Origin of the sequence: Chitinophaga sp., from assembly GCF_019236475.1 — a bacterium.
In the GTDB taxonomy this organism is placed as follows: domain Bacteria; phylum Bacteroidota; class Bacteroidia; order Chitinophagales; family Chitinophagaceae; genus Chitinophaga.
This window is the reverse complement of record NZ_JAFAIX010000004.1, coordinates 461,802-482,371: the sequence shown is the minus strand read 5'-3', so window position 1 is coordinate 482,371 and position 20,570 is coordinate 461,802. Positions and strand designations below refer to the sequence as shown.

Genomic DNA, 20,570 nt, shown 5'->3' with positions numbered 1-20,570 from the left:
CAGGATACGCGCGAATGGAGGTCATATTATTGACAATCACGGCAATCAGTAACATAATAGCTACACCGCTGCCCACAGGACTCACTACCAAATAGTATTTGCCACCATGATATGAAAGCCTCTATTTTCCGTTGTCCATCTGCTTGATAATATTATTCACTTCTGTTTCAGTAGCCCGCAGCTTTTGCTGACAGAAGCTAATCAACATAGCAGCCCGTTTTACTTTTTCTGCCAACAGGTCTACGGAAACGCTTTCCATTTCTATTTCTTCCGCTATTTCCTGTAATTCCCGATAGGCATTTTCATATGTCAGTTCTTCACTCATCTTTCGTGATTTTAGATTGTACAATGGCCCGGAGTGTAGCATCCTGCATCCGGATAGTGATAGGATCGCCTGGAGTGGCGTCTTCCGCCCGCTTTAGCAGGCTGTCTTCCTTATATATCAATGCAAACCCTCTCCTGATAATACTTTCAGGGTCCAGCATGCGGAACAACAATTGTTGTTGCTGTAATTTATTTTCTTCATGCTGCAAGATCGCTCTGGGCCTGGATGTAAGTCCACTTACAAAATACTGCAATTGCTGTTTCTGCTCCTGTAATACCTGCTGTGCCCCTGCGGATATGCTATGCCTGGCATGCAGTAGTTCTTCTTTATTCCTTTCCAGTATGGATCGTACATTATGGGCGATATTGCTTTGCAAAACATGCAGTTCTCTATTGTCTGCCGCAATAATCTGCTGGCTGCGAATCAAGATCTGTTGCTGCATTTGTATGATCTGATCTTCATACTGGCGGTTATGCGCGATGATAAATTCAGCGGCTTTGGTGGGGGTTTTGGTCGCAGTATGCGCCATCATATCCGCAACGGTTTCATTTTTCTGGTGCCCAATGCCGGTAATCACAGGAATAGGAAACCTGGCCACTACCCTTCCCAACTGATAGCTATCGAACAGCAGGAAGTCGGTTTGCGCGCCACCACCGCGGATAATCACCACAGCATCATATGCTTTGCCAGCGCTGAATACTTCCACCATTCGCTGTTGCACCAACTCTGCATTGGCTTCCCCTTGCACAACAGTGAAGTACGTGTCTAACTTAAACGTATATCCGAAACTGTTATTTACCAGCGTATGATGGAAATCCTGGTAGCCCGCGCTATTCCCGGAGGTCACTACTGCGATCTGCTGAATGACGGGAGATAATGCCAGCTCCTGGTTGCGGGTGATATATCTTTCTCCTTCCATCCGGATGGCATCCGGATTTTCTTGGAGTAAACGTTGTAATATTTGCTGCTTCTGCTGTTCCAGTTGCCCGATGGTGTAGTTGATGTCTACATCCAGCACATTCACTTGCAGCCCATGTACCTGGTGATAAGACACGGCCACCAATACCAGCACATGGATATTATTGCGAAACTGTTGCCCGGTAATCAGCTCAAAGGCCCGTATTTGCTGAGCGCCACTGCCCCATGCCACTGCGGATACACGGGCAATAATACCGGTACCCTGCTCATCTTTTTCTACGAGATCGAAATAATGTACTCCCCTTTGCCCGTACCAGGAATAGCTGGTCACATCGGCCTTTACCCAGTAGGTTTGCCCTGCAAAGGTTTGCTGCAGGGTATTCCTGATACTGGTGGTCAGATCAGAAAGGCGGATGGCTTGGTGAATACTCATGATACGAAGATAAGAAACCAGGACTTACTGGTAGTCAGTAATGCCCAGTTGGGCAAAGAATTCGGCTTCGGGAATTTCCCTCACCTGGCCTGATTTCAGGTCCCCCAGTTCGAGGGATTCAATGGAGGTACGGATCAGGCGCTGACAGCGGTGATGAATAGCGCCCAGCATTTTGCGCACCTGGTGGTATTTCCCTTCTGTGAGGGTGATTTCCAGCCAGGTATGGGGATTGTCGTTATAATCGCCAGGGCGTACTTCCAGCCCTTGGGGCTGTGGTACGATCCTTACTTCGCAAGGCTTAGTAGTGTAGGTTTCGTGTATCCCTACTGGCATGGACACGCCATCGCGCAGTCTTTGCACTTCTTCCTCTGTCACATAATACTTGGCTTTTACAACGTAAGTTCGCTTATGTGGGATTACGCTTTCAAACAGCAGCTTGGTTACTTTTTTATTGGTCGTTAATATCAACAATCCTTCTGATTCATTGTCCAGGCGCCCTATGGCATGAGTTCCTTCCGGAAAATCGAAGTCCAGATCCCCGAGCAGGCGCACGTTATGAGGACTGATAAACTGGGAAACCATGTTGTAAGGCTTGTGTATGATGAAGTACCGATGACCACTGTTATGCATAATAGGCGCAAATGTAAAGAATTGGGCGTTGAAAAGCCTACCTTTGTTGCAGAGAATCAATAATATGGACGGACAATATAGAAAAGATGTTTACCCTGGCCTGGAAGTGGCCATCATCCTGAAGAAAGATCAACGTAGCGGGAAGAAAACTTATGGCATCGTAAAAGACCTGCTGACCTCCGCTGCTTACCATTCCCGTGGTATTAAAGTGCGCCTGGAAGACGGCCAGATAGGGCGTGTGGTAGAGATTATAGGATAATTGTCATTACATTTGCCCATACCCAACTTACTAACTCAACAGCTTACTAAAACGAAATGGATCAGTCTTTATTTCACTGGGCAGGAAATCTCAGGTTCTTAAGGAAAAGGAAAAATCTAACGCAACAACAGTTATCTGATGCTACCGGCATTAAGAAAGGACGACTGGCAGCACAGGAAAGCGGGAAAACGAAGAATCCCCGCATGGAAGATCAGGTACGGATATCTACCTATTTCAATATCTCCATCGATCACCTGATTAAAACAGCGCTCTCCGATCTTACTGCCGAACAACTGTACGAAGTGGAAACCACGTCTACCCTGGATATAACGGGCAAGCATATACGTGTGCTTCCTATCACGGTAAATACGGACAATGAGGAGAATATGGAATTTGTTCCGGTAAAAGCGCAGGCTGGCTACCGCCGCGGTTTCAACGATCCTGAATTCATTGCTAATCTGCCAAAGTTCACCTTACCAGGACTTCCACGGGAAAAAACTATTCGTATGTTCCCTGTGAGTGGCGATAGTATGCTGCCGATTCCTGATGGCAGTCACGTGATTGCACAGTATGTGGATGATTGGAGTCTGATCAAGCAGGATACGCCATGTGTAGTCATTTTGAAGGAGGAAGACGATATTCTCTTCAAAATGGTAGATAACGCGATGAAACTAGACGGCACACTACGTCTGCACTCCCTTAATCCGGCATACAAGCCTTTCCGGGTAAATGCGAACGAAGTGTTAGAAATCTGGAAATTTATCGGTTATGTGAGCCGTGAAATGCCTATTGCCAGCTAATCAACGATTCACCAATACCAACTGCCCCAGGTGGTAGGACAGATGCGTTAATCTTGACAGCAATACATTATACCGATTGCGGTGGGGTTCTTTTTCGAACTCCTCTTGTGTAACCATGGTATGCTTTTGCAGCCAAGCAGCAGGAGGCAATGTGCGGAATTGTTGTAACACGATGGCGTTGACATCCTTCCAACAAGCTCTCAGCTTAGCGGGAGCAGGCAGCTCTTCTTGCGGATCATCCGGATGGGTGATGAAATAGGCATCCAGTTCCGGATATTGGCGTTCTCCCAGGCCCAATAGGGGCAGCAGCATATCATGTACTGCTGTCATATGTCCGAGGATGTAAATCACGCGGTTCCGTTGTGGCGCTACTGGCAAATACAGCTCTTCATCCGTGAAGCTGTCGAAAGTCATGGTCATCCGTTTTACCTGGGTCTCCCAGTTGAATAGGGTTAGATCTAAGAATGCAGTAGTTTCCATAGTCAGTAAGTTCTGATCCATTTGAGTATATACGCGGCGTCTTCTTCCCAGGTTGGCTGTCCCAGTACAAAATGATTGCGTCCTGGCGCTTCCCGGAATTGCGTTACATACCCGTTTTGTTTATATTTTTTAAAGTTTGAAAAGACTAAAGAAGCTGGTGCGATGCGATCTTCACTACCAGCTATCATCAGTAGTGGCGCATGTGGCCGTGAGAAATCAATCCGTGCCATGCTGGTTGCGCCGCCTCTCAGAATTCGTCTGGATTCCGGCACTGCAAATTTTTCGTACGTCCGTAACTGTTCTTGCTCGTTCATGCCATTAGCAATGGCTTGTTGCCATTCTGGAAAGGTCATGAGATAAGGATTTGCGGGAGACACGTAGTACCCCAGTGGCCTATACCTCATTTGTACAAGCGTAGATTTCAGTGAGAACACACCGGGAGGTGGTGTTGAATGAATAGCAATGCCGGCTGCCCCTACATTTTTCTGCAATAATAGTTGTGTTACAAGCCCTCCTGTAGAATGCCCCATGATCACTGGGGGTTCGGGAAGAACGCTGGCGATGTCGGTGTAATATTGTACCAGGTCCTGGAGTTGGAGTGAAGCGATCAGGTGATCCGGATGACGTTTGCGCAAGTCCACCGCAGACGCCGTTTTGTGTGGCCATGGTGGCACAACAACTTTGTAGCCGTGGTTTTCGAAGTACTGTTTCCAGTTATCCCAGGTAGCAGCACACACGAAAGCGCCGTGTATCATCATGATGGTGCGAGTATTCACTTCTCTCATACAATGAATTTGTACGATTCAAAGGTCCTATACAACCAGCAGCATAAAAATGATAATAGGCAAAAAAGCAGCTTGACATTTATCAAGCCGGGCATTGATTTTTGTCAAGAGGAGGGATCAATCACCGCGCAGGAAGGCCTGTTTCCGTATACGGCTAAGGGTTTCAGGGGATATACCTAAGTAGGAGGCAATCATATTCTGGGGAAAACGCTGGATAAATGCAGGTTGGGATTTCATCATTTCCAGGTATCTTTCTTCCGCAGTGAGGGTGATAGCTGCGTGTATGCGTTTCTGTGAGGCTACGGCATGTCGTTTGTCCATTTCGGCAGTGAGGATACGCATAGCGGGGATTTCACTGCGTAATCGCCACCAATCATCATATCCGATCTGCAAGAGTTCTGTATCTTCCCAGGCATCTATATTGTACTTAGAAGGCGACCCTAGTTCAAAGCTTTCTCTGTCAGACATCCACCAGTTTTCTATGCCAAATTGCACCGTATGTTCTCCGCCTTTTTCATCTACAGAATACTGGCGCATGGCGCCTTTCGTAATCAGTGACAGGTGCCTGCAAATGTCTCCTTCTTGCAGGAGGTATTGGCGTTTGCGTAATTTCTTTGGACGAAAAGCGTGTTGCAGCACATCTTGTTCCTGTGATGTAACTGGATGTGCTGTATAGTGGCGAATGTACTCGTAAAATCTATTCATAAAGGGGCCGATAGCATGACAATAACCTAAGATAAGCAATTTTTTTCGGCCAATGACGAAGGATGGGATAACATCTATTTAGACCATCCCAAAGGGGTAGTAAACCAAGGGCTTCCAGGGGCCTTTTAGGTAGCGCCAGGTATGTAACCCCAACGCCTGTACGGTAAATGGTGTAAAGCGCTCCATGAGGGAATGATATAACTGTGTGGCTTTATGTGCAGTAACTTTATTTTGAATAGTAATATGTGGATGTAGCGGTTGCTTGTCTTGCCGGATCAGCCAGGGTTCCCAGCGTTGCTGCATGGCGGCATGCAAGGCCGTCAGTTCGTCGGATGCCAGGGTAAAGGCCACTCCCTGCCCAAATTGAAACAATCCTGTTACTTGCAGTTCCATGGGCGCCCGTTGCGCAAAGTTTTGCAAATCAGTATCTATAGCGAGATTTGCATCAGGAAGTTTATAAAATAGGGAGAGATGCGCATCCAAGTAATTGGCATGTGCAGGGAAATGGGCATTGCGCAAAGTGTTGAAATACTGTTGTGATACCTCGTCTAATTGTAAAGTTATAATCATATTCCATTGCAATATAAATTTAATGCCTTGTTATTTATATTTGCAGCAAAGGAATAGCCCCGTGATTGAAGAAACAGATATACGAACTGGCAACTTGGTCGCTTATTACGACCGCAATATGCAGGAAACGATCTTTACTGTGGAGGGCGTATGGCAGGGCTATATCTATAACACAGGGCTCCCTCTCAGCAAAATACCCTGTCAGAAAGCCAATCCTGTAGTGTTAGATATCACTTGGCTGGAAAATTTTGGATTTATTCCTGGCGATCCTGCGCATGGGGAAGATCCTGCCGTATATTCACTGAAGTATAACAGGTTAAACAGTATTCATATATGCGCCAGGAATGAATGCTTCCAACCAATGGCGGAAAGCCCTACCGGCATGGTCCCTTATGGCAGGCCACTCGTTCATGTGCACCAGTTACAAAACTTTTTTCACGCCCTCACGCGCGAGGAACTGTAATGTCTTATTTGCCCCTCTTTTTGTCTTATTTGCCCTGTCTACTGCATTAATATTGCAGTTACATTTGTGTTGTAATTATCCACCATAATAAAATCACCTTATATGGCAAGTGTAAATCCATACCTGAACTTTCAGGGCAATTGCGAAGCTGCATTCAATCATTACAAAAAAGTGTTCGGCGGCGAATTCGCCATGGTTTCTCGTTTCAGCGAAATGCCTCCTGAACACCCCTGCGAACCAGATGAAAAAGATAAAATCATGCACGTGATGCTGCCTATTGGCAACAACACCGTACTGATGGGTAGCGATATTCCTAAATCATATCCCAACCCAACCACCGGCAGCAATTTCGCAGTAGCTGTTGCTCCTGAAAGCAAAGAGGAAGCTAATCGTATCTTCAGCGGCCTCGCGGAAGGCGGCAACATTACAATGCCTATCGGCCCTACTTTCTGGGCGGAAGCGTTCGGCATGCTGATCGATAAATATGGCATTAGCTGGATGGTGAACTATGGCAACAAATAACTGTTCAATCCATATTGCAATAAAAAAGTCTGCACTATCTACAGTGCAGACTTTTTTATTAATCCAATCCATGCTTAGGCCCCATGTTTGGGCTTAAAGACATCGCGGTTCTTTTCAACTCACCAAGGAAGGGTATCGAATTTAGGATAGAAGATTTTATGGCATTCTGGAAATACAATTCCAGTTGTATGAATTTAGCAGCATTCTTACCGCCCATTACCTTCGAGAACTTCTTAAAATATCGCTCGTAAAATCTATCATATGCCACATCATTTTCCAATGTTCTCTTTATTAAGGACGTAGCGGATTCATCATCCAGGGTAGTGTAAAGACGCGTATAATCCTGTAGAATGTCCAACCGTTCCCTACTTAATGTTCGCCGGTTCTGTTCATACTGATCATATAAAGACCAGAAAGGATCATTCGTATTGTTCTTAAAATCCATGTATTCCGCTACGATTTCTTTTTTCTCTTTCCCGAAAATATGCTGAATCGTTTTTTGATCATCATCATTAACCTGTGCATGAACATTAACCGTATGAACAAGGCATACCAACAACAGGGGCAATATATATCTCATATCAAGGAATTTGCAGGCTCATTTTTCGAAGAGATTTAACACGCATTCCTATCAATTGTTTAAATCAGGATTTTCAAAATATAATCTGCAATCGCGTAGGGGTAAGTAGGATAGGTTCGTGTCGATCTCTAAACCTGCAACAAAATTATGATTAAGAAACTTCCCTTATTATTTTTATTAGGCACTGCCAATCATGCAATAGCCCAGTTGGGCGCCACTTCCCTCAATGGCCCAGGTATTGGTATCAGCACGGATTACCTGCCAGCATCTCATTATATACGGCCGGAAGACAGCGTAAAAACCGCGTCTACCACCAGTCAGCGCCGTTATAACTTTGGTGCAGCCTTCCAATTAGCTTCCACCATAGATACCGCCACGGGAAAAATGCGCGCCTGGTCACTCGGCATTGGCGGGAGTTATACCACACTCGACAATAAAGATTATACGAAAACAATATTCCCAAAGGAATTATTAGAAACCACTATTGCACTAAAATACATGCGCAGTATGCGTAACCGCTGGAGTATGGTGGCCGTTGCAGCGGCCTCTCTCGGCACAGATCTGGAAGAGATCACCAGCGATGATTTCTTTCTCCAAGGCGGCATTATCTTCATCAAACAACATAATCGCCATTTCTCTTATGGCTTGGGAGGTATGCTGACCAATGCTTTTGGTACACCCATGATCTTGCCAGCTTTGTTCTGCCGCTGGCAAACGGATAGCAAATACAGCATAGATATCAACTTTCCGGAAAAGGCCTCCGTGTCTACCAAACTTAATAAATATACAGATCTGGCACTCGCCATTCGCATGCGGGGCGCGTCTTATGATGTTACCCACTCTCCCAATGATAAACGCTTAATGGGATATTCTGAAATTACAGCAGGCTTGGAAAACACTTGGCATTTGGGAAAACATGCTGATTTCATTCTCGCCGGCGGTAGCTTACTTACCAGTGCTGTCACCTTCTCCGATAAAAAATTATCAGATATTTTCAGTGAGAAACCACGGCATCGCCTGGGAACAAACTATTATCTCAGTGCAGGACTGCGCTGGAATTTTATGCCACGAAAATAAGGATTATTCATATCGCAGCGCCTCTATAGGATCGAGTCTGCTGGCCTTTAACGCCGGATAATACCCAAAGAAAACACCGGTTAGGGCACACACCATAAAGGATAAAATAATAGAACTGCGAGATACCAAGGTAGGCCATCCCAATGTCATGGTAATGATGGTAGAAGCGGATACGCCCAGTATTACGCCAATTACCCCGCCGGTGATACTGATAATAATGGCTTCTACCAGGAATTGCAAGAGGATATCTAAGCCTCTTGCACCGATGGACATACGCAAACCTATTTCCCGCGTACGTTCTGTAACGGAAACATACATGATATTCATGATACCGATACCGCCAATGACAAGGGATATACCTGCGATAGCAGTCAGCAATATCGTGAGCAAACTGCTGGTGGAACTGAGGGTTTTAATCAGTTCCGCCATCGTTCTCACGGTGAAATTATTATCATCGCTTTGCCGTAAACGATGCGTTTGCCGGAGTATACTAGTAATCTGGTCCACAGCAGCATCTGATTGTCCTTCACTAACAGCAGAGCCTATAATGCTCTGTAAATAAATCGTGGCCAACATACGTTTCTGAATGGTGGTATAAGGTGCCACAATGATATCGTCCTGGTCTTGCCCAAATGAGCTCACGCCTTTAGGCACTAGCGTACCGATTACTTGTAAGGGAATCTTATTGAAACGAATCACCTTACCAATAGGACTTTCCCCATTGGGGAATAAATTATCTACCACCGTTTTTCCCAGCAGACAAACCTTTGCAGCGGAGGCTACATCTGATTCTGAATAAGCGATGCCATCTTGTACGGTGAGTTTGCGGATATCGAAATAATCTGTATTTCCGCCCTGCAAAGAAGTGGGCCAGTTGAACGGACCTGAAATAGACTGCCCTTTTATGGAAGCCACTGGAGAAACGGCCGTTAAGAGGGTGGCTTGTTTCTGCAATGCAGTCACATCTACCAACGTCAAGGATTGAAAAGAGGAAGCATCCATACGAGCACCACCGGCCACATTACTGCTAGGCAGGATGGTCACCATATTGGAGCCCATATTTCCCAACTGTGTCTGAATGCTTTCTTTAGATCCCTGCCCTATGGCCACCATCGCGATCACAGCGGCCACGCCGATGATAATCCCGAGCATGGTCAGGAAAGCACGCAGTTTATTGCGTTGAAGCGCCCGCAGCGCCAGTCGTATCAGATTGAATATACTCATGTGACACTCATTAGTAATCGTCTGCAGCCGGTAATGACGCCAAGGCTTCTTTTGCAGAGCGAACATTTTCGTTGATGGCATCCCGTTGCACTTTTCCATCGCGGAGCATGATAGTGCGACTACTGAAGGCAGCTATATCGGGTTCATGGGTCACGAACACGATTGTTTTTCCTTGCTGGTTCAGTTCTTGCATCAGGGCCATGATTTCATACGATGTGCGGGTATCGAGGTTACCTGTAGCCTCGTCTGCCAAAATCATCACTGGTTCATTCACCAATGCTCTGGCAATCGCCACTCTTTGTTGCTGCCCACCGGAAAGCTGACTGGGCGTATGTTCCAGCCGATCTTCCAATCGAACCGCCTCTAGTGCGCGAACAGCTTTTTCTCTGCGTTGATGGGTGCTGATCGTTTTATTATAAAACAATGGCAGTTCCACATTCTCCAATGCCGACGTACGTGGCAGCAAGTTATAGGCCTGGAAAACGAACCCAATTTTCAGGTTACGTACTTTCGCCAATTCATTGCGGGTAAGCTTTCCTACGTTGGTACCATCCAGCAGATAATCGCCAGCAGTGGGCCTGTCCAGGCAGCCCAATAAATTTAGGAGGGTTGTTTTACCACTACCACTGCTTCCCATGATCGTCACAAATTCGCCGGCATTCACGGAAAAGGAAACGCCTTTCAGTGCGCGCACTGTTTCTGTTCCCATGTGGAACTCCCTGCGAATGTTGTCTACTTCAAGAATCTTTTTGCTCATCGTCTTCGTCCGAATTTAGGGAGGAAAGGACTATTCGTACCGCCTTGCGCCGTGGAAGCCGGGCCTCCGCCTCCGCCTCCATCCATACTGGTGATCACTTTGTCATTGATGGTAAGCCCATATAATACTTCTAAGTGCGTATTATCGTTTAGCCCTGTCCGTATGCGCACCTGTTGCAAGGTATCGCCATGTAGCACCCACACGTAACTCATGGTACCTTCGCGTTTCTTTTTCTCCAAGTCTATTTTATTTGTATCACGCGGTACATTTTCGTGTTTTTTAACAGCGGTTAATATCTTGTATTTTTTACCCAGTGCGGCAGAGTCGGGGCGGAATTTCAATGCTCTCACGGGGATCAGTAGCGCATTGTCTTTTTCCGCCGTATAGATCGTCACATTGGCCGTCATACCAGGTTTCAGCTTCCTATCCTCATTAGGTGCATTGATGATCGTGTTGTAAGTCACCACATTGGAAGAAACGCTGGGTTGCAGCCTGATTTCCTGCACACGACCGCTGAACACATCATCCAAGTAAGCATCAACGGTGAAGGTTACACGAAGACTATCGCGCACATTGCCGATATCGGCTTCATCCACACTTGCTTCCACCTGCATCTTAGTAATATCCTTAGCAATAACGAACAAAGTAGGCGTACTGAAACTGGCCGCCACTGTTTGTCCTACGCTTACATTCCTATTCAGTACTACGCCGTTGATAGGCGAATAGATATTGGTAAAAGAGAGATTTTTTTCGGCAGACGCGAGCTGGGCGGCAATGCTGGCCACACTCGCTTTCGCCGAATTGAGCAGGTAGGTCGAGTTATCGTAGTCTGCCCTGCTGATCGCGCCTACTTTATACAGTTGTTCCTGTCGGCCGTATTGCGCCTGCTGATACGTAAGTTGACTTTTAGCATTTTCCAGGCTCCCTTTAAACTGATTTACGGACGCCAGGAAGAGCGACTGGTCTAACTGGGCGAGCAGTTGCCCTTGTTTCACTTGGGTGTTAAAATCTACATACAGGTATTTCAGTGTGCCGGAAACCTGCGTACCCACCGCCACCGTATCCACTGGTTGGATTCTACCAGTAGCAGTAACGGTAGTGGCTATATGACCATAGGTAGGATACTCCGTCACAAAGGTGATGGGGGGCGTTGTTTTTCTGAAAAAGAAATACCAGATCAACACCAGCAACACCAATATTATCGTCCCTATAATAATCGGTCGTTTATATTTTCCCATAAGCTGCATGCGTTTATAGTTGTACAGGGATGCCCCTGTAGAAGTCATATATCCTGATATTCAATGCGGCACTGTATTTAGCCTGTATGTAAGCCTGCATGGCCTGTATATAAAGGGTCTTCTGCTGGAGGAATTCCACCACGTTAGTAGCGCCTATCTTCAGTTGTTCAGAAGCAATACGAAAAGCTTCCTGTGTAAATTTAAACTGTTCTGCCGCCGCATCATATTGGCCTTGTGCGTTCAACACCGCGATATAAGCCTGTTCCACTTGTTGAGACAATACCGTTTTGGTATTCTGTAAGTTTAGTTCGGATTGCTGTACTTCTAGCTTTGCTTTCTCCACGTTGGTTTTATTCTGTCTGCGCGTGAAGATGGGCACAGAAAGCGTTACGCCTAATTGTTGGTAAAAGTTATTGTCCAATTGTTTGAAATAGCCGATATCATTAACGGTAGAATAATTGCTGGCCAGCGATCCACCGGCCGTGAGTATAGGCAGGAAGCCAGCGCGGGCTTTGGCAAGATCTAGGTGAGACACGTCTACACTCATACTACTACTTTTCACTTCTGGCCTGGTATCCAGGGCTTCTTTCTGCGCCATTTCTACAGGTGTCAGCAGCCCCACTCCCATCAAGGTATCCGGCGAAACGATATCGAAAGGTTTGCTGGTAGGCAGCAGTAATACTTGTTTGAGGTTCAGCAAATTCTGACGGCGTGTATTCTCTGCCGTTACGAGGAGGTATTTGTCGTTGGCCAGTTGCGCTTTCAGCTCAACGAGGGCCACCAGTGCAATAGAACCTACATCATACTGTTGCTGGGCCTGTGTTACCTGGGCTTCCGCAGTAGTAAGCAGATCTTTCAAGTATACAATATTCTCTTTTGCCAATAGGATGCTTAAATAATCCTGTGTAATCAAGAGGGTGATATTGTTCATCTGCTGATCCACATTCAGTCCTGCTACTTTGGTGAGCAACTGTTTCTGTTGAATATCTTTATTGAGGATACCGCCATTGTAGAGCGTGACATTGGAATTAATTCCATAATTACCACTTGCGGTTGTCGTATAGGCGTTATTGAGATTCTTGCCTCCGGTTACATTCTGCGTAGCGGACGCACTCAGGTTGGGCAGCTTCGCGGCTTTGGAGAGGATCAAATCCTGCTCTGTGTTTAATTGGGTGAGTCGGAGGGTGTTGAGCTGAATATTATACTTCATGGCATAATCCAGGCATTGCTGCAAATTCCACACAACGGGCGTAATGGAATCCTGCGGAGTGATGGCATTCTGGGCAACAACTGCGATGGCAGGCAGCAACATCAGCCAAACAATTACCGCATTTAACAACGGGTGCCGAATATATTCGTTCCAGTTAGATGGTATCATAACCTATCTTTATTAGGAAATACTTCAGGGTTAGTGAATCAACGCCAAACATCAGGCCGGGAATCCGTTTTTAACACTAAATAACAGAGGTCCCGGTTGTTACAAAATGATAACAACAGAACCGCATTATGGTTGACCATGTGAATTTTGCCGTGCTGTCGGAAGCTATTATTTTTGTCGCCATTATGAACTTTCCTATCACAGGCCATGGCCTGATCCTAATACTTATAGTGCTCGTCATAGCTGCCGCAGTGGTAGCGGTGCTAAAATCCAAGCTCACTCCAACTGCCGGAGCTACTGGCGTACTGATATCAGTTTGCATTTTGATGGGTGTGGGCTGGCAGGGCTTACTTTATTTGGCCATCTTTTTTGGCTCCGCTACCTGGGCTACCCGACATAAAAAGCAAGTGAAAGCAGGTATCAGTGGCACCGAACCTCATTCAGAAAAACGAAACGCCTCACAGGTTTTGGCCAATGGCGGTGTAGCCGGGTTGTTGGGATTAGTGGCTTTCTTGTACCCTATATCCTCCGTGGATTACCTGGTGCTTATTGCTGCCAGTTTTGCTTCCGCCACAGCAGATACACTTTCCTCCGAATTGGGGACGGTATATGGCAAAAGATTTATTAATGTGCTCACTCTTAAAGAAGATCAGAAAGGGCTGGATGGTGTGATCAGTTTGGAAGGCACTTTAATTGGCGCGTTGGGTGCGGGGATGATTGCCCTCGTATATGGATGGCTACAAGGCTTTTCTGGAGCGGTGTGGGCTATACTGATAGCCGGTATACTCGGTAACCTGACCGACTCGCTGTTGGGGGCTGCCTTTGAACGGAAACACCAATTGGGGAATGATATGGTTAACTTTCTGAATACAGCTTTTGCGGCATTGATTGCCTGGGTCTTTCTACAAATTATATAAAAAATTAAAAGATCGAAATTGACGTCTGCGACGTCAATTTCGATCTTTTAATTTTTTCGTTGTCCCTGCTCTGCGGGCAGGGACAACAAGTAGGAAAGTTAAGCTTCCTTATCGTCTCTATCCAGTGGGCAGGGACGACAGACAGGAAAGTTACATTACTTTACTTCTTTCAGCATTTCCTTCACCGCAGCTTCCATTTGTGCATCTTTACCTGCGAGGAATTCCTCGTAACGCAATGGTACGCGAATATCTGGTTCTACCTGCAAGTTTTCAGTAGGACGATTTTCCTTACCGATAGTAGCAATCATTGGAATACCGAATACGATAGAAGGATCGATCTGTGTTTCCCACCATACGGCAGTACCAGTACCCGCTACAGGCATACCTACCAGTTTACCTACCTTGCCTTGTTTGTAGACATATGGGAAGATGAAAGCATCACTGTAGTTACCTTCACTCATCACCACGCAGCTAGGGGCCTGCCAGATTCCCAGCGGTTCGCCACCATCCAGGCGATTACCCTGCGGCGCGAAGTCCAGGTATTTCTTACCACTCAGGAACTGCATCAGGTCATCATGCAGCCATCCTCCACCGTTGAAACGCGTATCCACGATGAGGGCTTTTTTGCCTCTGTTTTTACCCATTACCACATCATATACAGAGCGGAATGCGCCGTCGTTCATACCTTCTACGTGAACGTAGCCTACTTTTCCATCAGACAGTTTATCTACCAGGTCAGACATTTTGTTCACCCAACGTTTGTACATCAGGCCAGATTCTTCACCCACAGAGATAGGCTTAACGGTTTCGTCCCAACGTTGTTTGGTATCAGGACTGTAAATGCTGAGCAGCACGTTGACGCCCATTTTACGGTTCAACAAAGAAGCCCAGTCGATATCGTTGGTAACAGCCACACCATCAATTTTTTCGATGATATCGCCTTTCTTCAGTTTGGAAGTGGATTTATCCAATGGTCCACCTTTGATCACTTCATCTACTTTCAAACCATCCGCTTTGAAGGTTTCATCGTAGAGCAGACCCAGGGCAGGCGTTACATCGCCATTTGGAATCATGGCACTATAACGGCCACCAGTATGGGAACCATTCAATTCACCCAGAAGTTCACTCAGTAATTCCTGGAAATCGTAGTTATTGCTGATATAAGGGAGGAAACGTGCGTAGTTATCGCCATACATTTTCCAGTCAACGCCGTGGAGTTTAGGATCGTAGAATTTCTCTTTCACCTGTTTCCATGCGTGCCAGTAGATGTATTCGCGTTCTTTCGCCTGGTTGAGCGCCATTTCTGTGCTGATGCCCACAGGGGTTACTTTACCGGAATTGACATCTACCTTTACAACGCTACCGCGGTTACTTACAAACAGCGTGTTACCATCTTTGCTGAGTTCCATACCGCCTGGAGATCCGCCCATTTTAGCGAGGATTTTGGTTTCCCCGGTTCTTGGTTCCGTTACCCACAGGTCGTAGCCTTTTTCAAACGCAGCCATGTAAAACACTTTGCTGACATCCTTATTCACTGCATAATCAGCAATGGAAGCAGAGTTGATAGTCAGACGTACTCTGCGACCTTCCAGGTTTTCGAAGTTTGGCTGGAATGCTTTTTTAGCAGCAGTGCTATCTTTTTCTTTTGTTTTGCTGGTATCTTTTGGTTTAGCATCGCCGGCATCTTTCAGGAGGGCAAATTCATCTTTGGACAATTTGAATTTATCGTAAGCTTCCTGATCCAGGAAAACACCGTAGATATCCGATTCGCGGCTACCTTGTTTAGCGAGAGATTTACGTCCATCACGATCGTTGGTCCAGGTCATGAGTTTGCCTTCTGCTGCCCATTTACCATTCCCTTCACCGAAGCCACTGTTCACCGGATAGAAAGGCGTTCCATTGCCGTTAACAGGCATTACTGCCATGTTACTACCGAAGAAACCATTTCTTTCATCGTCCATCAGTAACCATTTGCTATCAGGGCTCCATGCAAAGGACCAGTCGCCATCCGCGTAAGAATGGTTATGCCCTTCTGGCATAATGGTTCTGCTTTTACCGCTGGCAAGGTTGAATACTTTGAGGATATTACGATTCTCCACGTAAGCAATTTCTTTACCGTCTGGAGAGAATTTAGGCTGGAATTCTTCCGCCGCCGTAGCGATCAGTGGTTCTTCTTTCAGCAGGGTAGCATTGAAGAAGAAAGGTTCCTCTTTGCGAACGCGGGTAGTTTGGTAGATATCCCAGTTACCATTACGTTCAGCAGCATAGATCAGGCGTTTGCCATCTGGAGACCATTCCACCATTCTTTCTTGTTGAGGCGTATTGGTAATACGTTTGGTCATATTACCTTCCACGCTGGTCACATACACCTCACCTCTCGCCACGAAAGCCATTTCTTTCCCGTCAGGGCTCATCGCAAATTCAGTGATGTTACCCGCCACTGGGACGTTTTTCACCACCCCTTCACGGCCATCGTTGAAGATCTGGACAGCCACTTTGCGAGGCTTCTCTCCTTCCTTCATCGTGTATACTTCGCCGTTATAGGTAAAGCAAAAAGTATTGTCTTGCGCTCTGGTCAGGTTACGTACCGGATGGTTCGTAAAGCTGGTCAGTTGCTCCATTTTGGATTTATCAGACAGTGAGCTTTTGAAGAGGTTTTGAGAGATACCACCTTTTTCGCTCAGGTAGTATACATCATTATTGTTTCCAAAAACAGGCTCGCGATCTTCCCCTTCGTAGGTAGAGATTTGATCGTAGGTACCTTTTGCTACATCCATTACCCAGATATCGCGGGTAACAGCGGAGGTATGGTGTTTACGTAATGGATCTTCGTATCCTTTACGATCTTGGAAAATGATTTTGCTACCATCTTTGTTGTAAGTGGCTGCATCGATGCCCGCAGCGCTCACCAGGAAAGGTTTTCCGCCGGTAACAGGTACGGTGTACATGTTACGGAAAATGCGGGTGCTGGGGAATCGGGCACTGGAAGCAGGAGCGTTTCTCGAGCTACCGAACAGTACTTGTTTGTTGTCGGGGCTGAAATCGTACGGATAATCTGCCGCGCTGTTGTTGGTGAGACGTACAGGAGTTCCGCCAGTGGCTGGCATCACGAATACATCGAAGTTGCCGTAGCGATCGCTGGCGAAAGCGATGTATTTACCGTCGTGGCTCCAGACAGGCATCATGTCATGTGCCTCGTGGATGGTGAGGGGAACAGCCACGCCACCTTTGGCGTCTACGCGATAGATATCACCTTTGTAACCAAAGGCAATGGTGCTTCCATCGGGGGATATTGAGGGGTTCCTAAGCCATAGGGCGTTATCCTGGGCATAGGAACTGGCAGCCATTAAAAGAACTGCACAACCAAATATAATTTTCTTCATAAGCGGTGCTTGAGTTGTAAGAAGGTCTAATGTAACAAAATGTCATAGCTAATTCAAGGGTTAATTTTATAAACGGTCGCAACAGGCAATGGAGGGAAAGTGTAGTCGTACCTGTTGCTGAAAACCCGTACATTCGATGTACCATCCGACTAAAATACACAATAGGCAATATTTTAACCGCCAGAGTCATATCCTAATCCGAAACCATCAAAATAATACCAGTGCATTAACATCTGATAAAGGATTGCTGATTCAGACGTAATTAAATTGAGAAAGAATCTAAAGCAACGACACGGAACCCTCAAAAAAGATCTTTATGCAATTGTTCTCCCCTGCTCTCAGCTTGCTGAATAAAATCAGGAATGCTGGCGTAGTAGATCCTAATCAACCTGGAAGAAGACCCATTCAATATATCAATACACTGGCATTTTTAGGGAGTATGTTGGTATTCATACTGGGAGGAGTCTTTTACGGGCTGGTAAAAAGTATATACATTTTGATGCCGCTGGTACTGGAGGGGTTTGGTATGTTGGCGGTAATCGCTTGTAATTGGCGTAGGGAGTACAATAAGGCAAATTTTCTCATGTTTGCTATTCACTATATAGCAGCCGGTTATTGGACTACATTATTAGGAAATGCTATTCCTATTGAAGTGGTTATTTCTTTCCTGTTGATCTTTCTCACTTGTGGATCTTTCCTAGTATATACTGCCAAACGGATAAGAGTTTATTCACTCCTGTCCATAGGAGTGCTATTAATTGCCATTCAATGTAATACTTATTTCAGGTGGATAGCGCCTATCCCGTTGGAACCACAGGCGGCTTTCACGATGCGGCTATGTACTACGGGAGGAATGTTGTCATTTATACTTTTTGTCATCTATGCTTTTGTTAGAGAGATAGACATCCTCTTACACAGCCTGCGACAATCTAACAGTGTATTGATAGCCAATGCGGCCTTTCTAAGGGAAACTTTCCATGAGTTACGGACGCCATTGAACAGTATTTTCGGGGCGGCTCAGTTGTTGGACATCCAAATTCAAGAGCGGGCAGATAATCCCGTAGTAAAGGATATTGCGCCTGAAATCCGGAATGTATTGGGGTCTGGGCTATTGGCGAAAGAGATAATAGACAATGTGTTGGACTTCAAAAAAATTGAAGCGGGGAAATTTTATGAGATCAAGGCCGAAAAGATGAATCTCCAACAAAGTATGGAGCAGTGTATCCGGATGAATCAGTACGTGGCCAATTTGCGAGGCATTAGTATTCGCCTGGATTATCAATTGCCATCAGCGGGAGGCATATGTGATGAAATTATCTTCAAGAAAATATTCAATAACCTGTTGTCGAATGCCGTAAAATTTGCGGCCGATAAATCAGAGATCTTAATCACGGCTACTCCTACGTCCAATGGTGGCTCTTTCAGCATTCAAAACCAGGGAACGGTCAGTCAAGATAAGATCAACACCATGTTTCTGCCTTTTGAATCAGAGCGCAACAACTTCATGGAAGGAACTGGTATCGGCCTACATCTTACCCAACAACTCATCGAGCTATTGAACGGACGTATCATTGTATCCTGCGATGGCAAGGATACCATTTTCACTTTTCACCTACCTTTTGAAAGCTGTCAGATTAATCGTTCGAAAGTGGAAGCAATGGGAGTTAATCCCACAGAGTTTGCAGGCATCCGTGCGGTTATTGTGGACGATAATGAGATGAACCAACATATCCTACAGAAGTTTGTATCCAGAACAGGTGCCAACACCGTTGTTTGTGCCAATGGACAAGAAGGTTTGGACGCCACTATCTCTGGGAAACCCGATATTATCATATCAGATGCCCATATGCCGATCATGGATGGCAAGCAGATGTTGGAACAAATCAGGCAAATACCAGGATTGCAGGAGGTGCCGATTATAATAGTTTCGGGAGATGCATTCAATAATTATAATGCCGATGAGTCAGAAATAATGCTGAAGGCTGGGGCTAATGCCTATCTGAAAAAACCTGTATCGTTTAGGGAACTGTATAATGTCATGAAGTTGCATCTCCCGAAAAAATCACCTGTACCAGAGAATCAGGATTGATATCTGGCGGTATCTACTATTGCCCAATCGAAATAGGCTTTAATCACCGTGTACAAGCCGTCTATATATTCTTCTAACTGTCTGTTCACCGTGCTGCTCCAATGGGGAAATTGCAGGCGCAAATCATCCATGGTAGACAAGTTGCGGTGATACTGTTCCCGGATTTCCGTAATGGCATCATCGAGGGAGATTTGTAATTCACGCTGATAAATAAATACGAGGTTGAGCCCTTTGGTCTTCAGGGCTTTTTCTCTTTCCAGCGAATGCAGATCATTCGCCAAGTTCGCGGTCAGATTCAAGAGTAACTCTATTTCCTTCAGCACAGGATGATTATATACTTCTTCCGGTAGCTGAACGCCCTTGAAGATGCTAATTAGCGGGAACATGATATAAAAACCTGTTTTGGGGCGCTGTTCCAGGTATTCACGGATAGAGGGCTCATAGCCATTCACTTGCATGTCTATCTCCCATAAACACTCTTCGAAATACATTACCATATAATCTCCAAACTGTTGGTACAGGTAAGGAGTACTAACAGATTTAAATCTAAACATAATATCCTGCAAACTCTCATTCAACACTTGATGTAAAGAGGAAGTAAACGTGAGGCCTCCTTTTCGGATGATGGAAATAAAGCCAGTGAGCATTTCTCTCAAGACAGCAGCTTCCATACTGTTGGAGGAAGCACGGTCGCACTGATCATCCACAGTAAAGAGCCAGGCTATCAAGTCCCCAACAATGCACAGGTCATCATATCCGGCTTCAGGGTATTCACGGGCAGCATAAAACCCAAATTTGGCTTTGTTAAAAAACCTTGTTTTGTCTTCGTTGATTAAGCTAAATTGTTTCGCCCATTCTGTGGTGTGTTCTTGAATTTGAGATGCAAACGGACTAATTAAAGATACGGTGGGGAACTCAAGGTTCAGGATGTTTTCCATAAGAGTTGACGCTTTTAATTAAGTGAATCAATAATAAAAGAATACGGCTATTGCTACCGGGGAACAGTACGGCCATGGGGGAACCGCGGATTAGGATTG

General features: G+C 45.7%; 21 protein-coding genes. 7 read left to right on the top strand and 14 right to left on the bottom strand.

The features are described from left to right. Positions 1-121: 121 nt before the first annotated feature. The 3 genes from xseB to JO154_RS06010 are packed head-to-tail and all read right to left on the bottom strand — an operon-like array spanning position 122 to position 2,306. Entirely contained in the window at positions 122-325 is a 204-nt protein-coding gene (gene xseB / locus JO154_RS06020; protein ID WP_291942824.1) for an exodeoxyribonuclease VII small subunit, read from the bottom strand. Further along, on the bottom strand, positions 318-1,676 hold the full coding sequence (xseA, locus tag JO154_RS06015; protein WP_291942821.1) for an exodeoxyribonuclease VII large subunit: 1,359 nt from the start codon (positions 1,674-1,676) through the stop codon (positions 318-320). The genes xseB and xseA overlap by 8 nt, the downstream gene beginning before the upstream one ends. A 24-nt stretch (positions 1,677-1,700) precedes the next feature. After that, positions 1,701-2,306 carry a pseudouridine synthase gene (locus JO154_RS06010; protein WP_291942820.1) on the bottom strand — a complete coding sequence of 202 codons (606 nt, stop codon included), beginning with the start codon at positions 2,304-2,306 and terminating at the stop codon, positions 1,701-1,703. Between the two features lie 43 nt (positions 2,307-2,349). On the opposite strand from JO154_RS06010, the gene JO154_RS06005 reads away from it, so the two are divergent. Further along, positions 2,350-2,565, top strand: a complete 216-nt coding sequence (locus tag JO154_RS06005) for a YwbE family protein (protein ID WP_366935562.1) — start codon at positions 2,350-2,352, stop codon at positions 2,563-2,565. Between the two features lie 56 nt (positions 2,566-2,621). After that, entirely contained in the window at positions 2,622-3,365 is a 744-nt protein-coding gene (locus tag JO154_RS06000; protein ID WP_291942818.1) for a LexA family transcriptional regulator, read from the top strand. Here the strand turns inward: JO154_RS06000 and JO154_RS05995 are convergent, their stop codons facing one another. From JO154_RS05995 to JO154_RS05980, 4 genes are all read right to left on the bottom strand, one after another. After that, positions 3,366-3,845 carry a DinB family protein gene (locus tag JO154_RS05995; RefSeq protein ID WP_291942816.1) on the bottom strand — a complete coding sequence of 160 codons (480 nt, stop codon included), beginning with the start codon at positions 3,843-3,845 and terminating at the stop codon, positions 3,366-3,368. It lies immediately after the preceding gene. 2 nt (positions 3,846-3,847) lie between these two features. Continuing rightward, positions 3,848-4,630 carry an alpha/beta hydrolase gene (locus tag JO154_RS05990; protein ID WP_291942815.1) on the bottom strand — a complete coding sequence of 261 codons (783 nt, stop codon included), beginning with the start codon at positions 4,628-4,630 and terminating at the stop codon, positions 3,848-3,850. Positions 4,631-4,747: 117 nt separating this feature from the next. Beyond that, the gene (locus JO154_RS05985; RefSeq protein WP_291942813.1) at positions 4,748-5,335 is read right to left on the bottom strand and encodes a Crp/Fnr family transcriptional regulator; all 588 of its coding nucleotides are present in this window, start codon (positions 5,333-5,335) and stop codon (positions 4,748-4,750) included. 78 nt (positions 5,336-5,413) lie between these two features. Then, positions 5,414-5,905, bottom strand: coding sequence for a 2'-5' RNA ligase family protein (locus JO154_RS05980; protein WP_291942812.1), 492 nt, complete (start codon positions 5,903-5,905; stop codon positions 5,414-5,416). 22 nt (positions 5,906-5,927) lie between these two features. Here JO154_RS05980 and JO154_RS05975 point away from each other — a divergent pair, with 22 nt between their 5' ends. Both JO154_RS05975 and JO154_RS05970 read left to right on the top strand, forming a co-directional pair. Continuing rightward, positions 5,928-6,368, top strand: coding sequence for a hypothetical protein (locus JO154_RS05975; RefSeq protein ID WP_291942811.1), 441 nt, complete (start codon positions 5,928-5,930; stop codon positions 6,366-6,368). A gap of 102 nt (positions 6,369-6,470) precedes the next feature. Further along, positions 6,471-6,890 (top strand): VOC family protein, encoded by a 420-nt coding sequence (locus JO154_RS05970; protein ID WP_291942809.1) that lies wholly within the window; start codon positions 6,471-6,473, stop codon positions 6,888-6,890. A 58-nt stretch (positions 6,891-6,948) separates the two neighbouring features. Here JO154_RS05970 and JO154_RS05965 read toward each other — a convergent pair whose 3' ends face one another. After that, complete coding sequence (locus JO154_RS05965) at positions 6,949-7,470, bottom strand: hypothetical protein (protein ID WP_291942807.1); 522 nt, start codon at positions 7,468-7,470, stop codon at positions 6,949-6,951. Positions 7,471-7,617: 147 nt separating this feature from the next. Between JO154_RS05965 and JO154_RS05960 the strand changes: the two genes are divergently transcribed. Beyond that, positions 7,618-8,547, top strand: a complete 930-nt coding sequence (locus JO154_RS05960) for a DUF6268 family outer membrane beta-barrel protein (protein WP_291942806.1) — start codon at positions 7,618-7,620, stop codon at positions 8,545-8,547. Positions 8,548-8,550: 3 nt separating this feature from the next. On the opposite strand, the gene JO154_RS05955 is transcribed toward JO154_RS05960, so the two are convergent. From JO154_RS05955 to JO154_RS05940, 4 genes are read right to left on the bottom strand one after another with little or no spacing between them, the layout of a single operon-like run. Then, entirely contained in the window at positions 8,551-9,771 is a 1,221-nt protein-coding gene (locus tag JO154_RS05955; protein ID WP_291942804.1) for an ABC transporter permease, read from the bottom strand. 10 nt (positions 9,772-9,781) lie between these two features. Then, the gene (locus tag JO154_RS05950) at positions 9,782-10,528 is read right to left on the bottom strand and encodes an ABC transporter ATP-binding protein (protein ID WP_291942802.1); all 747 of its coding nucleotides are present in this window, start codon (positions 10,526-10,528) and stop codon (positions 9,782-9,784) included. Then, positions 10,525-11,766 (bottom strand): efflux RND transporter periplasmic adaptor subunit, encoded by a 1,242-nt coding sequence (locus JO154_RS05945; protein ID WP_291942800.1) that lies wholly within the window; start codon positions 11,764-11,766, stop codon positions 10,525-10,527. Before JO154_RS05945 ends, JO154_RS05950 begins: the two co-directional genes overlap by 4 nt. Before the next feature lie 13 nt (positions 11,767-11,779). After that, positions 11,780-13,144, bottom strand: a complete 1,365-nt coding sequence (locus JO154_RS05940) for a TolC family protein (protein ID WP_291942797.1) — start codon at positions 13,142-13,144, stop codon at positions 11,780-11,782. 185 nt (positions 13,145-13,329) lie between these two features. Between JO154_RS05940 and JO154_RS05935 the strand changes: the two genes are divergently transcribed. Further along, on the top strand, positions 13,330-14,061 hold the full coding sequence (locus JO154_RS05935; RefSeq protein WP_291942795.1) for a DUF92 domain-containing protein: 732 nt from the start codon (positions 13,330-13,332) through the stop codon (positions 14,059-14,061). Between the two features lie 155 nt (positions 14,062-14,216). On the opposite strand, the gene JO154_RS05930 is transcribed toward JO154_RS05935, so the two are convergent. Continuing rightward, positions 14,217-17,444 (bottom strand): S41 family peptidase, encoded by a 3,228-nt coding sequence (locus JO154_RS05930; protein WP_291942793.1) that lies wholly within the window; start codon positions 17,442-17,444, stop codon positions 14,217-14,219. A 316-nt stretch (positions 17,445-17,760) separates the two neighbouring features. Between JO154_RS05930 and JO154_RS05925 the strand changes: the two genes are divergently transcribed. Further along, positions 17,761-19,533, top strand: a complete 1,773-nt coding sequence (locus JO154_RS05925; protein WP_291942791.1) for a hybrid sensor histidine kinase/response regulator — start codon at positions 17,761-17,763, stop codon at positions 19,531-19,533. Here the strand turns inward: JO154_RS05925 and JO154_RS05920 are convergent. Beyond that, entirely contained in the window at positions 19,524-20,471 is a 948-nt protein-coding gene (locus JO154_RS05920; protein WP_291942789.1) for a hypothetical protein, read from the bottom strand. The two genes, JO154_RS05925 and JO154_RS05920, sit on opposite strands and share 10 nt — an antisense overlap. Positions 20,472-20,570 lie beyond the last annotated feature (99 nt).

Coding starts and splice junctions, on each gene's coding strand:
- JO154_RS05935 (WP_291942795.1), top strand. CDS start 13,330: ATGAACTTTCCTATCACAGGCCATGGCCTGATCCTAATACTTATAGTG.
- JO154_RS05940 (WP_291942797.1), bottom strand. CDS start 13,144: ATGATACCATCTAACTGGAACGAATATATTCGGCACCCGTTGTTAAAT.
- JO154_RS05985 (WP_291942813.1), bottom strand. CDS start 5,335: ATGAATAGATTTTACGAGTACATTCGCCACTATACAGCACATCCAGTT.
- xseA (WP_291942821.1), bottom strand. CDS start 1,676: ATGAGTATTCACCAAGCCATCCGCCTTTCTGATCTGACCACCAGTATC.
- JO154_RS05945 (WP_291942800.1), bottom strand. CDS start 11,766: ATGGGAAAATATAAACGACCGATTATTATAGGGACGATAATATTGGTG.
- JO154_RS05960 (WP_291942806.1), top strand. CDS start 7,618: ATGATTAAGAAACTTCCCTTATTATTTTTATTAGGCACTGCCAATCAT.
- JO154_RS06000 (WP_291942818.1), top strand. CDS start 2,622: ATGGATCAGTCTTTATTTCACTGGGCAGGAAATCTCAGGTTCTTAAGG.
- JO154_RS05920 (WP_291942789.1), bottom strand. CDS start 20,471: ATGGAAAACATCCTGAACCTTGAGTTCCCCACCGTATCTTTAATTAGT.
- JO154_RS05930 (WP_291942793.1), bottom strand. CDS start 17,444: ATGAAGAAAATTATATTTGGTTGTGCAGTTCTTTTAATGGCTGCCAGT.
- JO154_RS05965 (WP_291942807.1), bottom strand. CDS start 7,470: ATGAGATATATATTGCCCCTGTTGTTGGTATGCCTTGTTCATACGGTT.
- JO154_RS05955 (WP_291942804.1), bottom strand. CDS start 9,771: ATGAGTATATTCAATCTGATACGACTGGCGCTGCGGGCGCTTCAACGC.
- JO154_RS05980 (WP_291942812.1), bottom strand. CDS start 5,905: ATGATTATAACTTTACAATTAGACGAGGTATCACAACAGTATTTCAAC.
- JO154_RS05970 (WP_291942809.1), top strand. CDS start 6,471: ATGGCAAGTGTAAATCCATACCTGAACTTTCAGGGCAATTGCGAAGCT.
- JO154_RS06010 (WP_291942820.1), bottom strand. CDS start 2,306: ATGCATAACAGTGGTCATCGGTACTTCATCATACACAAGCCTTACAAC.
- JO154_RS05950 (WP_291942802.1), bottom strand. CDS start 10,528: ATGAGCAAAAAGATTCTTGAAGTAGACAACATTCGCAGGGAGTTCCAC.
- JO154_RS05925 (WP_291942791.1), top strand. CDS start 17,761: ATGCAATTGTTCTCCCCTGCTCTCAGCTTGCTGAATAAAATCAGGAAT.
- JO154_RS05975 (WP_291942811.1), top strand. CDS start 5,928: ATGCCTTGTTATTTATATTTGCAGCAAAGGAATAGCCCCGTGATTGAA.
- JO154_RS05995 (WP_291942816.1), bottom strand. CDS start 3,845: ATGGAAACTACTGCATTCTTAGATCTAACCCTATTCAACTGGGAGACC.
- JO154_RS05990 (WP_291942815.1), bottom strand. CDS start 4,630: ATGAGAGAAGTGAATACTCGCACCATCATGATGATACACGGCGCTTTC.
- xseB (WP_291942824.1), bottom strand. CDS start 325: ATGAGTGAAGAACTGACATATGAAAATGCCTATCGGGAATTACAGGAA.